The 13,808-nt window shown below is 62.4% G+C and carries 11 protein-coding genes; 4 read left to right on the top strand and 7 right to left on the bottom strand.

The genetic code is table 11. The features are described 5' to 3' along the window. Positions 1–186 precede the first annotated feature (186 nt). A complete protein-coding gene (locus tag BM300_RS21370; protein WP_092463928.1) occupies positions 187–867 on the top strand; it encodes a phosphatase domain-containing protein in 681 nt (226 codons plus the stop codon). Here BM300_RS21370 and BM300_RS21365 read toward each other — a convergent pair. From BM300_RS21365 to prlC, 3 genes are all read right to left on the bottom strand, one after another. Then, on the bottom strand, positions 809–2,860 hold the full coding sequence (locus BM300_RS21365) for a M3 family metallopeptidase (RefSeq protein ID WP_092463926.1): 2,052 nt from the start codon (positions 2,858–2,860) through the stop codon (positions 809–811). The genes BM300_RS21370 and BM300_RS21365 overlap by 59 nt on opposite strands. Before the next feature lie 115 nt (positions 2,861–2,975). Then, a complete protein-coding gene (locus BM300_RS21360; protein WP_018600854.1) occupies positions 2,976–3,254 on the bottom strand; it encodes a YheV family putative zinc ribbon protein in 279 nt (92 codons plus the stop codon). Continuing rightward, positions 3,251–5,329, bottom strand: coding sequence for an oligopeptidase A (prlC, locus tag BM300_RS21355; protein WP_170862086.1), 2,079 nt, complete (start codon positions 5,327–5,329; stop codon positions 3,251–3,253). The genes BM300_RS21360 and prlC overlap by 4 nt, the downstream gene beginning before the upstream one ends. A 72-nt stretch (positions 5,330–5,401) precedes the next feature. Between prlC and BM300_RS21350 the strand changes: the two genes are divergently transcribed. Then, complete coding sequence (locus tag BM300_RS21350) at positions 5,402–5,947, top strand: gamma carbonic anhydrase family protein (protein ID WP_092148759.1); 546 nt, start codon at positions 5,402–5,404, stop codon at positions 5,945–5,947. An 88-nt stretch (positions 5,948–6,035) separates the two neighbouring features. After that, a complete protein-coding gene (locus BM300_RS21345) occupies positions 6,036–6,686 on the top strand; it encodes an HAD family hydrolase (RefSeq protein ID WP_092347712.1) in 651 nt (216 codons plus the stop codon). 202 nt (positions 6,687–6,888) lie between these two features. On the opposite strand, the gene BM300_RS21340 is transcribed toward BM300_RS21345, so the two are convergent. The 4 genes from BM300_RS21340 to aspA all read right to left on the bottom strand — a co-directional run bounded on the left by BM300_RS21340 (position 6,889) and on the right by aspA (position 12,573). Beyond that, positions 6,889–7,881 (bottom strand): AraC family transcriptional regulator, encoded by a 993-nt coding sequence (locus BM300_RS21340; RefSeq protein ID WP_092148753.1) that lies wholly within the window; start codon positions 7,879–7,881, stop codon positions 6,889–6,891. A gap of 187 nt (positions 7,882–8,068) precedes the next feature. Then, a complete protein-coding gene (locus BM300_RS21335; RefSeq protein ID WP_092463923.1) occupies positions 8,069–9,073 on the bottom strand; it encodes an asparaginase in 1,005 nt (334 codons plus the stop codon). A 135-nt stretch (positions 9,074–9,208) separates the two neighbouring features. After that, a complete protein-coding gene (locus BM300_RS21330; RefSeq protein WP_063323556.1) occupies positions 9,209–10,660 on the bottom strand; it encodes an alanine/glycine:cation symporter family protein in 1,452 nt (483 codons plus the stop codon). 488 nt (positions 10,661–11,148) lie between these two features. Beyond that, positions 11,149–12,573 (bottom strand): aspartate ammonia-lyase, encoded by a 1,425-nt coding sequence (aspA, locus tag BM300_RS21325; RefSeq protein WP_003196363.1) that lies wholly within the window; start codon positions 12,571–12,573, stop codon positions 11,149–11,151. A 179-nt stretch (positions 12,574–12,752) separates the two neighbouring features. Here aspA and BM300_RS21320 point away from each other — a divergent pair, with 179 nt between their 5' ends. Next, complete coding sequence (locus BM300_RS21320; RefSeq protein WP_072347566.1) at positions 12,753–13,670, top strand: LysR substrate-binding domain-containing protein; 918 nt, start codon at positions 12,753–12,755, stop codon at positions 13,668–13,670. The last annotated feature ends 138 nt before the right edge of the window (positions 13,671–13,808 follow it).

Below are 13,808 nucleotides of genomic sequence, written 5' to 3'. Positions count from 1 at the left end.
GGCGATACTCCAATAGCTGTATGTGCATACAGTATTCGCTGCCTTCCATTTAGGCCAGTGCCATTCAGCAGCCCGATGGGCACCCGGTGCGCAATTCACAACACTTTGACATCCTCCTTACGGGGTTTTAACCGGAGCGAGCCGAAACTGGCCGTCTCGTACCTTTTCGCTCCTGGTCGCTCCTGCATGTTCAAGTTATGTACCCGTTCACTGCTCTGCCTGGCCTTGCTCGTCGGACTCGCCGAATCCCCGGTCCAGGCGGATGATGCCGCCGAGACGAGGCCTGCTGAATGGGCCCAGCCAGTGGAAAAGGACTACAACCTTTACCAGATGTCCCCCACGCTCTACCGCAGCTCCTTGCCGGACGGCGGGGCCTTGCCCCTGCTGAGCAAACTCAGGATCGGCACGGTCATTACCTTCCTGCCGGAGTCGGATAAGCGCTGGCTGTCCACCCCCGGCATCGAGCAGGTGCAGTTGCCCTATCGCACCAACCATGTCGACGACAGTGACATTCTCCGGGCCCTGCGCGCCGTGCAGGCTGCCGAGGCCAAGGGGCCGGTGCTGATGCACTGCAAGCACGGCTCGGATCGCACCGGGCTGGTGGCCGCCATGTACCGGGTGGTGGTCCAGGGCTGGAGCAAAGAAGACGCCCTGAACGAAATGACGGAGGGCGGCTTCGGTGACAGCCATCACTTCAAGGATGGCGTTCGCTACATGATGCAGGCCGATGTGGAAAAACTTCGCACGGCATTGGCGAACGGCGACTGCAGCACCAGCGTGTTTGCCCTGTGCTCCCTGGAAAGCTGGGTCAATTCAACGACGACGGCGCGACACCTCGATCCTCAGGTTTTGCAGCCGGAGCATTGACCGGCGATGGGCCGATAAAGGCGGCGATGGATTCGGACAGTGGCCGCGAGTCGCCCGGACCAAACACGGTTTCGCGCAGCGCCCGGCCTGTCGCCGGGTTGAACAGACCTTCGCGCTTGAACCGCTCGAACACGCTGAGGGCCCATTCCTTCGACCAGGGATAGGCGTAAATCCTCGCCGCATAACCGGTCACCATGTAGTCCAGGCCATTGGGCCAGCGTTCGTTCGCGAAAGAGGGCAAATGCCCCGTGTGCGCGTTGACCTGGTCGAACACCTGCTGGACGCTACGCCCGTCGCCGTGGGTCCGATGCAGCTCCATATCGAATAACGCATTGCGCAACAGCAAGGCGGTTTCCCAACTGGCCTGAGTATTGGCGAAGGTCAGCAGTTGATCAGCGACCTTGTCAGGCATCGCCGCACCGGTTTGGTAGTGCTTCGACACGCGGACCAGGCATGGCTTGGAGAAACACCATTGTTCCAACAGCATGCCGGCAAACTCGGACGTATCGCGGGATAGATCGGTGATGCCCGAAATCTCGCGGTACTCGGCCCGGGTCAGCAGATGATGCAGGCAATGGCCGAACTCATGAAACAAAATGCGCAACTGCAGGTGGTCGAGCACGGCTGGCTGGTCACCCGAGCCGCGCGGCAGCCAGCCATGCAGGATCGCGATAGGGTAACGGGGCCGGCCTTCGGCGGTGATGGAGCGGTTTCGCAGGGTGGTGGTATTGGGGTAGCCATTGCGGTTCGCGTCGTCGAACGGATCGAAATACAGGTAGCCGATGAGCTGATCCCACTCGCGAACTTCGAAAAGCCGCACCTCCGGATTCCAGGTGGCAACGTCCTGACGTTCGATGAAATCCACCCCGAACAGCTCCGTTGCGATCAGCAGCAATTGTGCAAATGTCGACGCCAAGGGAAACCAGGCACTGAGCGCATGTCGGGAGGTTCCCGCCGTCTGCTGGCGAAGCTTTTCCGTCAGGTACGGATAGTCCCAAGGTTGCAGCTCGCTGAAACCATGCAGGCGGGCAAAGGCCTTGAGCTGTTCGGTGTCTTTGGCAAAAGCGCTTTGGTGCAGGGCGAGTTGCCCGCGCAAGAATGTCGTGACCTGCTCGGCCGATTCGGCTTGTTCTGGCTCGAGCGCCATTTGGGCGAAATTCGCGTAGCCGAGTGCTGTCGCGTACTGGTGTCGATCATCGAGCAATTGTTGGAGAACCTTGCCGTTATCGAACTGGCCGGCGTGGGGCCCCTGGTCCGATGCGCGGGTGCTGTAGGCCACGTACAGTGCTTGGCGCAAAAGGCGGTTGTCGGCGTAGCCCGTGACGATGCCAAATGACTCGTCGCTGAGGACCAGCCGCCATCCGGTGTGCCCAGCCTCGCGCGCCTGGCGGGCCATCTGCTGCTTGAAAGCCGACGGCAGGCCGCTCAGCTCGCTTTCATCGTCGAAGGTTTTGCTCCAGGCGTTATTGGCCTTGTGCAGGTTCTCCAGAAACTGTTGTTGAGCCTCTTTGATGCGGCGCTTCAAGGCGTCCAGGTCGGGCCGCGACGTGTGCGCCAGACCGTTCTGGCGAAATTGTCGGAGGATTTTTTCCAGGACGCGTGTGCGCGCCGGTTCGAAATGCTGGGCGATCTGGCTGTCTGCCAGGCGCTGATAAAGTTGGAACAGTTCCGGATGCTGCCTCAGCCAGCGCTGGAAATCATGCAGCCGCGCCGTGCAGTCCAATGAAGCCTGCGTCCATGCGTCCCCGCTTCGGGCCGAGGCCAGAAGGTCCAGTAGGGCGTCGAAACCTTCCAATCGCGTGTGGATTTCATCCATGGCCAGCACCAGGTCATCCCAGGTGGGAAACGCTGCCTGGGTCTTGATGATATGGGCGACCTGGGCACGGCTCTCGGCCAGGATCCGGTCAAGGGCCGGTGAGAAATGCCTGGCTTTGATTCGGTCGAAAGGGGGCAGGTCGTAGGCCTGCAACAGCGGGTTGTCAGCGTGGGGCATGGAAGCCTTCCTGTCAGTGGACTTGATGAACAAGTCTGGGCAGGAAGGCCGTAAGCCCTGCGGTATATATGTACCGCTTCCGGGCCGGGCGGCCCGGAAGGTGATGCCGCAGATGTCAGTCGGTTTTTTTCTTCAACTTGGGGTTGGGGAAAAACTGCACCGCCTGGACCTTGGCGTCCGGCGCTTTAAGCGCCGACGTGTTCACGCGGGTGCCCAACTCCTTGGGCACCGACAGGCCTTGCTCGTTGAGTGTGTCGGAATAACCGCAGGCCACACATTCACGGTGCGGTACGCCGTCTTCGTTCCACATCATCAATTTGTCCGGCTCGCTGCAGGCCGGGCAGACCGCCCCGGCGATAAAGCGTCGCTTGGTAATCACAGGTCCCTCACTCATGCTGCCGCGTCCTCGGTCAGGCCGCTGTGGCGCAAGAGTGCGTCAATCGACGGTTCACGGCCACGGAAGTCGACGAACAGCACCATCGGCTCCTGGGAACCGCCACGGGCCAGGATCGCCTCGCGGAAGGCGCGACCGGTGTCGGCGTTGAGCACGCCGTCCTCTTCGAACTTGGAGAACGCGTCGGCTGATAGCACTTCCGCCCACTTGTAGCTGTAATAGCCCGCCGCGTAACCGCCAGCGAAGATGTGGGCGAAGCTGTTGGGGAAACGGTTGTAGGCCGGCGGACGCATGACCGACACCTCGTCGCGCACGCCTTCGAGCACTTGCGCCACGCTGCGGCCGTCACCGTGAGTGGCGTGCAGCTCGAAGTCGAACAGCGAGAACTCCAGTTGGCGAACCATCATCAGGCCGGACTGGAAGTTTTTCGCCGCGAGCATTTTCTCCAGCAGGTCCTGGGGCAACGGTTCGCCGGTTTCGTAGTGGCCGGAAATCAGCGCCAGGCCTTCGGGTTCCCAGCACCAGTTTTCCATGAACTGGCTCGGCAGCTCCACGGCATCCCAGGCCACGCCGTTGATGCCGGACACGCCGGCATGTTCGACGCGGGTCAGCAGGTGGTGCAGGCCATGGCCGAACTCGTGGAACAGCGTGGTGACTTCGTCGTGGGTCAGCAGCGCCGGCTTGCCGCTGTCGGCCGGGGTGAAGTTGCACACCAGGTTGGCGACCGGGCTTTGCAGGACGCCATCGATCGTACGGCGACGGTCGCGGGCGCCATCCATCCAGGCACCGCCACGCTTGTTGGCGCGGGCGTAGAGGTCGAAGAAGAAGCGGCCGACGTGCTGGCCGTTCTCCTTGATTTCGAACAGGCGCACGTCCGGGTGCCAGCTGTCGAAGCCTTTCAGTTCGGCGATCTCGATGCCGTACAGACGCTGGACGATGGCGAACAGACCGCTCAGGACCTTGTCGATCGGGAAGTAGGCGCGCAGGGCTTCCTGGGCCACGCTGTAACGCTGCTGGCGCAGTTTTTCACCGTAGAAGCCGCTGTCCCAGCTTTGCAGGTCGGGGCAGCCCTGTTCGGCGGCAAAAGCCTTGAGCTGTTCCAGGTCCAGCGCCGCGAACGGCTTGCTGCGCTTGGCCAGGTCGCGCAGGAAACTGAGGACCTGGTCGCTGGACTCGGCCATCTTGGTCGCCAGGCTCAACTCGGCGAAGTTGGCGAAACCGAGCAATTGGGCCAGTTCCTGGCGCAGGTCGAGGATCTGTTCCATCACCGGGCCGTTGTCGTTCTGGCCGGCGTTCGGGCCCTGGTCGGAGGCGCGGGTGCAATAGGCGGCGTAGACTTCTTCGCGCAGGGCGCGGTCTTCGGCGTAGGTCATCACTGCGTAGTAGCTGGGGAATTCCAGGTTGATCAGCCAGCCGTCCAGCTCCTTGGCCTGGGCAGCGGCGGCCATTTGCGCCTTGGCCGAATCGGTCAGGCCAGCGAGGGCGGCTTCGTCAGTGACGTGCTTGGTCCAGGCCTGGGTCGCGTCCAGCAGTTGATTGGAGAAGCGGCTGCCCAGCTCGGACAGTTTGCTCTGCACCTCGGCGTAACGCTTCTGCTGCTCCGGTGGCAGGTCGATACCCGACAGGCGGAAGTCACGCAGGGAATGTTCCAGGATGGTTTTCTGCGCTACGTCGAAACCGGCGGCTTCAGGGCTGCTCGCCAGGGCTTCGAAGGCCTGGAACAGCTCGCGGTTCTGGCCCAGCTCGGTGGAGTAGGCACTCAGTGCCGGCAGGCAGGCCTCGTAGGCTTCGCGCAGTTCCGGGCTGTTGCGCACGGCGTTCAAATGACTGACCGGGCTCCAGGCGGCGCCCAGGCGATCATTGAGTTCGTCCATCGCCAATACCAGGCCGGCCCAGGTAGGCTGGCTGCCCTGGGTCTTGAGAATTTCAGCGATGGCGGCACGGTTGTCAGCCAGGATCTGCTCGATGGCCGGTTGCACGTGCTCGGCACGGATCGCCGAGAATGGCGGCAGGTCATAGGATTGCAAAAGAGGGTTGTTCACGCTCACGGTTGACACCTTGGCTGGAAGAAACATGGGCCCATCTTAATTACAATCGACGTTCACCGCAGCTAGCAGCACCTATCAGTAACAAAGAGAGAGCCTATCGTGACCCTTCGCACGTACCAGAATCACAGCCCGCAGTTAGCCCGTGGCGCTTTTGTCGACAGCACCGCGGTGGTGATCGGCGACGTCGAAATCGGCGAAGACAGTTCCGTCTGGCCGCTGACGGTCATTCGCGGCGACATGCACCGCATCCGCATCGGCGCCCGCACCAGTGTCCAGGACGGCTGCGTGCTGCACATCACCCATGCCGGGCCGTTCAATCCCGAGGGCTTCCCATTGCTGATCGGCGACGACGTGACCATCGCCCACAAAGTCATGCTCCATGGCTGCTCCGTGGGCAGCCGGATCCTGATCGGCATGGGCAGCATCGTCATGGACGGCGCGGTGGTCGAAGATGATGTGATCATCGGTGCTGGCAGCCTGGTGCCGCCGGGCAAACGTCTGGAAAGCGGCTTTTTATATGTGGGCAGCCCAGTGAAGCAGGCCAGGCCGCTGACGGACAAGGAGCGCGCGTTCTTCACCTACAGTGCGGCGAACTACGTGAAGCTCAAGGACCTGCATCTGGCTGAAGGCTACGACCAGGCCTGACGGGTTCGCCTGCCACCTCTATTCATCGTGGCGAGGGAGCTTGCTCCCGCTGGGCTGCGCAGCAGCCCCATTACTCCCAGGAACTGCAATGCATTACCAGACTGTACTCTTCGACCTTGACGGCACCCTCACCGACCCCCGCGAAGGCATCACCCGTTCGATCCAGTTCGCCTTGAGCAAGCTGGGCATCGACGAGCCCGACCTGAGCCGCCTCGAGCATTTCATCGGCCCACCGCTGTTGCAGGCCTTCATGCAGTTTTACGACTTCGACGAAGCGAAGGCCTGGGAGGCGGTGAATTTCTATCGGGAGCGCTTCAAGGTCACTGGCCTATACGAAAATCGCGTTTTCGACGGCGTGATGCCACTGCTGGAAACCCTGGGCGACCAAGGGCGCCAGTTGTACATCGCCACCTCCAAACCCTGGGTCTTCGCCCGGGAAATCGCCCGCCACTTCGACTTCGCCCGGCACTTCAAGGTGATCTACGGCAGTGAACTGGACGGCACCCGCACCGACAAAATCGAGCTGATCGCCCACCTGCTGGCCGAAGAAGGCCTCGACCCGGCCAGCACCCTGATGATCGGCGACCGCAAACACGACCTGATCGGCGCCCGCAGCAATGGCCTGGATGCAGCGGCGGTGGGGTATGGGTTTGGCAGCCATGCAGAACTTAGCGCCGAGGGCCCGGCGTATCACTTCGATACGGTGGATGCGTTGCATCAGGCGTTTTTGCGGGGCTGACTGGGCCTCAAGGCGCACACCCTATGTGGCGAGGGAGCTTGCTCCCGCTCGGCGGCACAGCCGTCGTAATTCGGCTGATGCGGTTTGTCCGTGGGACTGCGCTGACCATCTTTGGGACGGCTTCGCCGTCCAGCGGGAGCAAGCTCCCTCGCCACAGGTACTAGCCATATCCCGGTCCCCCCAAGTATTGGAAAGCAACGGTTCAAGGCCTGAACTGGCTGGGCGCCACGCCGCTCCAGCGCACGAAGGCGTGGCGGAAGCTGGCGGTTTCGCTGAAGCCCAGTCGTTCGGCGATTCGATAGATCGGCAATTGATCCTCGCAGAGCATCTGCTTGGCCCGTTCGAAGCGCAGTTCGTCCAGCAGTTCCTGGTAGCTGCAGCCCAGGTCCTTGAGGTGGCGTCGCAAGGTGCGTGCCGAGCAGTTCATTTGTTCGGCCAGGCCTTCCAGCCCGGGGGCGGCGTTCAGTTGGGCGTCGAGCAACTGGCGGATCCGTCCCAGCCAGGCCTGGCGTCCGGTGAATTCGGTGTTCTGCCGGCGGCAACGTTCGGCCATGGCGTGATGGGTGACGGAGTCGGCCAGGGGCAAGGGTTGGTCGAGCCAGTGACGCTCGAAGGCGAACGCGTTATCGACGCTGTCGAAGCGCACCGGGCACATGAAGAGCTCGGCGTAGCGCGCCTGGTAATCGGGCGCCGGATGTTCGAAGCGTGCCGCACGCAAGGGCAGTGCATGACCAAGGAGGTCGTTACAGATGACCCTCAGCGAAACCATGCAGAACTCGGCATTGAACACCGCCAGGGCCGGATTCTCCCGATAATCGCTGGCGCTGAACCAGACGTACTGGCCGTCATCGTCCAGGTTCAGTTCGAAGAGTGTTCCCAATAGCGCCGGATAGCGCAGTGCCAGGCGCAAGGCGTCACCTAAGGTGGCACTGGTCAGCAGCGCATAGCCGAGCATGCCGTACGACGAAACGTGCATGCGCAGGCCCAGCTCCAGGCCGATGTCGCGCTTGAGGGCCACGGCGTTGGCGCAGACCTGCATCTCCTGGTTGGTGGTGATGCGCGTATCGGCCCGGCTCAGGTCCGCCGCGCTGATGCCGCTGCCGGCCAACAAGGCATCACTGGGCAAGCCTTCGCTTTTAAAGGTGCTCAGTACCAGTGAGACGGCGTTGAGGGTGGTGAGGTGGGAATGAAGCATGTCCGTTTCCAGCCTGGGGAAGCTGGAAACGGAGCAAGTTATGTGCCGGACGCTTTGTGCTATGACACTGCAGTTGTGGCGAGGGAGCTTGCTCCCGCTCGGGCGCGCAGCGACCGCTGATCATTGGGAGCGCTTCGCGCTCCAGCGGGAGCAAGCTCCCTCGCCACAGGTTAGTGCGGAGCCTGGGTCAGGCGAGTTCGCCACACAGGTCCAGCTCAACCAACCGTCGCACCTCTTCCACGGGCAGACCGGCGCCAATCAATGCCTGCAACTTGCCGAACGCGGCTTCACGGGTCATGCCGCCGCCGGACAGTACGCCAACGCCACGCAAGCGACTGCCAGCCTCGTAAACGTCCAGCTCGACGCCCCCTTCATGGCATTGGGTCACCGCCACGATGACCACACCGCTGTTCCGCGCCCGCTCGAGGCTGGCGAGGAAGGCCGGGTTGTCGCTCGGCCCGGTGCCGCTGCCGTAGCATTCCAGCACCAGGCCCTGGATGCCGCTGCCCAGCAGGCCGTCCAGGATCTCGGCGCTGATGCCGGGAAACAGCGGTAGCGCCGCGATGTTCGCCAGTTGCTTGGGCTGGTTGTAATTCAGCTGCGCCGGCAGCGAGGAGGCTTTGAGGCCGCCGCCCTGGCGTTCGAGGCGCTTGAACGGGTGACGACCAAAGCTGCGCACTTTCGCGCAACGGGTTGGCGCCAGCAGTTCACCATGGAAGTACAGATGCACACCCGGCGCCAGGCCTTGGCCGAGAGCGACCAGCGCACCGCTGAGGTTTTCCCAGGCGTCACTGTCGGTCACGCCGGCAGGCAGCATGGAGCCGGTGAAGCAGACCCGCGCATGCAGGCCCAGCAGTTGGAAACTCATCGCCGCGGCGCTGTAGGCCAGGGTGTCGGTGCCATGCAGGATCAGTACGCTGTCGCAGCCCTGCACATCCACGGCATCGACCACCGCTTCGCGCAGTTGCTGCCAGTAGGCCGGTGTCATGTTGGCGCTATCGATCAGCGGCGACATTTCCCGGAAGCGCCATTGCGGGACGACGAGTTCAGGTTGGCTGTGCAGGTAATCGCGCATCCGCGCTTCGAAACCGGATGCCGGGGCCAGGCCGTGGGCGCTGGCTTGCATGCCGATGGTGCCGCCGGTGTAGAGCACCATGACGTGCTGGGCGGCAGGGTAGGTCGAGCCATTCATGGGGTTGTTCTCCGAGGACGAAAACGGCAGCGTGGGTTAGCTGCCACAACATAAGGTCGAGCATGACGCCGACCTTAGGCTGTGTCACGCCGGACGCAGGGGATGCGTCCGGTTTTTACAAACAGCTTTTACCGATCAGCGTTGCGCTGCGGTCGCGCCAGCAACAGCGGCGTCAGGTTTGGCAACCGGCGCCGAGGGGCTGGCAGGCCAAGCCTTGCGGTCCAGATCCAGGTCCGGGAACTTGCTGGAATCGAACACAGGAGTCTTGATGCCGGCCGAACGCTGGTCATCGTAGTCACGCAGGATGCGCATGCCGACCTTGAACAGCAGGAACAGCGCGATCAGGTTCACGAACGCCAGCAGGGTCATGGTGATGTCGGCGAAGGCGAACACGGTGCTGAGGTTTTCGATGGCGCCCCAGAAAATCAGGACCAGGACCAGTGCGCGGTAGGCGATCAGGGCCTTGCGGTTTTCACCCAGCATGAAGCGCAGGTTGTTCTCGCCCAGATAGTAGTTGTAGAGGATCGAGGTGAAGACGAACAGCGCCAGGGCTACAGAGATGAACATCCGGCCCCAGTCACCCACGACGGCCGCCAGGGAGTTCTGGGTCAGGGCAATGCCATCGCCTTCGAAACCTGGGGTGTAGAAGCCCGACAGCAGGATCAGCAGCGCGGTGCAGGTGCAGATCACGAAGGTGTCCAGGAACACGCTGAACGCCTGTACCACACCCTGGGCAACCGGGTGTTCGACCGACGCGACAGCAGCGACGTTAGGCGCACTGCCCAGGCCGGCTTCGTTGGCGAACACGCCACGCTTGACGCCCATGACGATGGCACTGCCGATCAGGCCGCCAAAGGCCTGGTCCAGGCCGAAGGCGCTCTTGACGATAGTCGCCAGCATGGCCGGTACGTGGTCGAATTGCAGCACGATCACGTAGATGGTCACGGCGATGTACGCCAGGGTCTTGACCGGTACCAGCAGGTCGGCGACCTTGGCGATACGCTTGATCCCGCCAATGAACACCAGGCCCAGCAGCACCGCCAGGCCCAGGCCGGTGTAGGTGGTGTCGAAGCCGAAGGCGTTGTTCAGCGAATGGGTGACGGCATGGGCTTGCAGGCCGTTGAAGGCGAAGCCGAAGGTAACCAGCAGCAGGAACGCCATGATCATGCCCAACCAGCGCTTCTGCAGGCCGTGCTGGATGTAGTAGGACGGGCCGCCGCGGAACTGGCCTTCGGAGTCGCAGCGCTTGTAGAGCTGGCCGAGGGAGCATTCGAAGAAGCTGCTGGACATGCCGACCAGCGCGGTCACCCACATCCAGAACACCGCACCAGGACCGCCGAGGGTCACGGCGATACCGACACCGGCGATGTTGCCCGCGCCGACACGACCGGCCAGGCTGAGCATCAGGGCCTGGAAGGAACTGAGCTGGTCAGTGCTGCTTTTCAGGCTGTCACGGAACACCGTGAACATGTGAAAGAAATGACGGAACTGGACGAAACGCGAGCGGATCGTGAAGTAGCTTCCGAGCCCGACAATGAGCACGATCAGCACTTTCCCTGAGAGGAAGTCGTTGATGACTTCAAGCATGAGTATTCCTCGCTGTTTTTTGTTTAAGCAAATGCTGGCCATTTGGAAATATCGCGTTACATCGGTCGGCGCGCGGCACAACAGGTGAGGCGATGTTTCGTCCCGGTCCATTTTCGCGGGTTTGTTATTAGTTCGGTTTTCGCATGTTTAAGGATCTCGCTGCAGACGACCGCTCATGCGAAGAGGGGCGGCACTATACCTATCAGTGCGGTGCCCGTCTGCACAGTTGTGGTGCGTCCGACGAAACGAACCCTTTGAAACACCTGGCCTTTCGGTCAGGTTCTTGTGGGAACGAGCCTGCTCGCGTTGGCTGGCGACGCGGTTTACAACGGGCAGCGCGTCGTCGTTTATCGCGAGTAGGTTCCTTCCCACAGGTTCAGTCATCCTTTGCTGCTATCAATTAAAAAAAGGGCTTGGGGAAGATCCCCAAGCCCTCAAAAGGTGAGAGGTGTCTAGTCCCTCGACCTGGTGAGCGGTGGTCGTGTCGATCACGCTTTGAGCGGGACCAGACGCGGAGCAATCATGTTTTCCGGGCGCAGGATGTCGTCGAGCATGGCGTCGTCGAGCAAGCCTTCTTCGCGCACCAGTTCCAGCACGCCGCGGCCACTTTCCAGGGCAACACGGGCGATGCGGGTGGCGTTTTCATAGCCGATGTACGGGTTCAGGGCGGTGACCAGGCCGATCGAATGCTCGACCAGTTCACGGCAGCGCGCTTCGTTGGCGGTGATGCCGACGATGCAGTGCTCGCGCAGCATGTCCATGGCCCGTTGCAGCAGGCGGATCGAGTCGAAGATCTTGAAGGCGATCAGCGGCTCCATCACGTTCAGTTGCAGTTGGCCGCCTTCGGCCGCGATGGTCAGGGCCAGGTCGTTGCCGATGATCTGGAATGCCACCTGGTTGACCGCTTCCGGGATCACCGGGTTGACCTTGCCGGGCATGATCGAGCTGCCTGGCTGGCGGGCCGGCAGGTTGATTTCGTTGATGCCGGTGCGCGGGCCGCTGGACAGCAGGCGCAGGTCGTTGCAGATCTTCGACAGCTTGACCGCGGTGCGCTTGAGCATGCCGGAGAACAGCACGAAGGCGCCCATGTCGGAAGTTGCTTCAATCAGGTCGGCAGCCGGAACCAGCGGCTGGCCGCTGATGGTTGCCAGGCGCTGCACGGCCAGGGCCTGGTAGCGCGGGTCGGCGTTGATGCCGGTGCCGATGGCGGTGCCGCCCAGGTTCACTTCGGTGAGCAGTTCAGGCGCCAGGGTTTTCAGGCGTGCCAGGTCTTCGCTCAGGGTGGTGGCGAAGGCGCGGAATTCCTGGCCGAGGGTCATCGGCACGGCGTCTTGCAGTTGGGTGCGGCCCATTTTCAGGACGTGACTGAATTCTTCACCTTTGGCCGCGAACGCCTGGATCAGGCTGTCGAGGCTGGCCAGCAACGCGTCGTGGCCCAGCAGCAGACCCAGGCGGATCGCGGTCGGGTAGGCGTCGTTGGTGGACTGCGCCATGTTCACGTCGTTGTTGGGGTGCAGGTACTGGTACTCGCCTTTCTGGTGGCCCATGGCCTCCAGTGCGATGTTGGCGATGACTTCGTTGGCATTCATGTTGGTCGACGTGCCGGCGCCGCCCTGGATCATGTCCACCACGAATTCTTCGTGGAAGTCGCCGCGGATCAATCGTGCACAGGCTTCACTGATGGCTGCGTGCTTGGCTTCGCTGAGCTGGCCCAGTTCGCGGTTGGCGTCAGCGGCGGCCTGTTTGACCATGGCCAGGCCGACCACCAGCTTAGGGTAATGCGAGATCGGGACGCCAGAGAGACGGAAGTTGTTTACCGCTCGCAGGGTCTGGATGCCGTAATACGCTTGCGCTGGTACTTCGAGTACGCCAAGCAGGTCTTTTTCTGTGCGGAATGATGCAGCGGAGGACATGATGGAAATCATCTCGATAAGGACCCGGTCTGAGCCGGAACGCTGCGAATCCTAGGCTCTCGAAAAAAATAGGGCCAATGCTGTTAAGCACTGGCCTATGCATATTCGGCATAATGTCAGTGTGACGTCGGCGGTGCGACGAACGTGTGACCTGTTTTGGTGCGTTTAAGGGAGGCGTGATGAATCTTGAAAGCAAATGGCTTGAGGACTTCAGTGCCCTGGCCGCCACCCGCAGTTTCTCCCAGGCGGCCGAGCGGCGTTTCGTGACGCAACCGGCCTTCAGCCGGCGAATCCGCAGCCTCGAGGCGGCGCTGGGGCTGACCCTCGTCAACCGTTCGCGCACGCCCGTCGAGCTGACGGCGGCGGGGCAGTTGTTCCTGGTGACGGCGCGTACGGTGGTCGAGCAACTGGGTGAAGTGTTGCGCCATTTGCATCACCTGGAGGGCGGGCAGGGCGAAGTCATACAAGTGGCCGCCGCCCACTCCCTGGCGCTGGGCTTCTTCCCGCGTTGGATCGCCCAACTGCGCAACGAAGGGATGAACATCGCCACGCGGCTGGTGGCGACCAACGTCGGCGATGCCGTCCATGCCTTGCGTGAAGGGGGCTGCGACCTGATGCTGGCCTTCTACGATCCGGATTCGGCCATGCAAATGGACCCGGAAATCTTCCCGTCGCTGCACCTGGGCCAGACCGAGATGCTGCCGGTGTGCGCCGCCGGTGCCGATGGCAAGCCGCTGTTCGACCTTGAAGGCGAGGCCAGCGTGCCGCTGCTGGCCTACAGCGCCGGGGCCTTCCTCGGGCGCTCGGTCAACCAGTTGTTGCGCCAGCGGGCGTTGCGGTTCACCACCATCTACGAGACGGCCATGGCCGACAGCCTCAAAAGCATGGCCCTGGAAGGCCTGGGCATCGCCTGGGTGCCGCACCTGAGCGTACGCGCCGAACTGGCCCGGGGCGAACTGGTGATCTGCGGTGGGACACAATGGCACGTGCCGCTGGAGATCCGCCTGTACCGCTGCGCCCTGGTGCGCAAGGCCAATGTGCGGTTGTTGTGGCGCAAGCTCGAAGGTGGCGTGGCGCAGGGTGTGGCCGGATCCTGAAGACAACGCGGATCCCCTGTGGTGCGGGCTTGAGGCTACCTCAACTCAACAGCACTTGGGCCCACCCTTGCCACCGTAACCAACAGCGCAATCAAGCCAGACAACTACCCTGTGGCGAGGGAGCTTGCTCCCGCTCGG

The organism is Pseudomonas sp. NFACC46-3 (genome assembly GCF_900114515.1).
GTDB lineage: Bacteria > Pseudomonadota > Gammaproteobacteria > Pseudomonadales > Pseudomonadaceae > Aquipseudomonas > Aquipseudomonas fluorescens_Q.
This window is presented reverse-complemented; position numbering and strand designations above follow the sequence as displayed.

Coding starts and splice junctions, on each gene's coding strand:
- prlC (WP_170862086.1), bottom strand. CDS start 5,329: ATGTTTCTTCCAGCCAAGGTGTCAACCGTGAGCGTGAACAACCCTCTT.
- BM300_RS21370 (WP_092463928.1), top strand. CDS start 187: ATGTTCAAGTTATGTACCCGTTCACTGCTCTGCCTGGCCTTGCTCGTC.
- BM300_RS21365 (WP_092463926.1), bottom strand. CDS start 2,860: ATGCCCCACGCTGACAACCCGCTGTTGCAGGCCTACGACCTGCCCCCT.
- BM300_RS21360 (WP_018600854.1), bottom strand. CDS start 3,254: ATGAGTGAGGGACCTGTGATTACCAAGCGACGCTTTATCGCCGGGGCG.
- BM300_RS21320 (WP_072347566.1), top strand. CDS start 12,753: ATGAATCTTGAAAGCAAATGGCTTGAGGACTTCAGTGCCCTGGCCGCC.
- BM300_RS21335 (WP_092463923.1), bottom strand. CDS start 9,073: ATGAATGGCTCGACCTACCCTGCCGCCCAGCACGTCATGGTGCTCTAC.
- aspA (WP_003196363.1), bottom strand. CDS start 12,573: ATGTCCTCCGCTGCATCATTCCGCACAGAAAAAGACCTGCTTGGCGTA.
- BM300_RS21345 (WP_092347712.1), top strand. CDS start 6,036: ATGCATTACCAGACTGTACTCTTCGACCTTGACGGCACCCTCACCGAC.
- BM300_RS21340 (WP_092148753.1), bottom strand. CDS start 7,881: ATGCTTCATTCCCACCTCACCACCCTCAACGCCGTCTCACTGGTACTG.
- BM300_RS21330 (WP_063323556.1), bottom strand. CDS start 10,660: ATGCTTGAAGTCATCAACGACTTCCTCTCAGGGAAAGTGCTGATCGTG.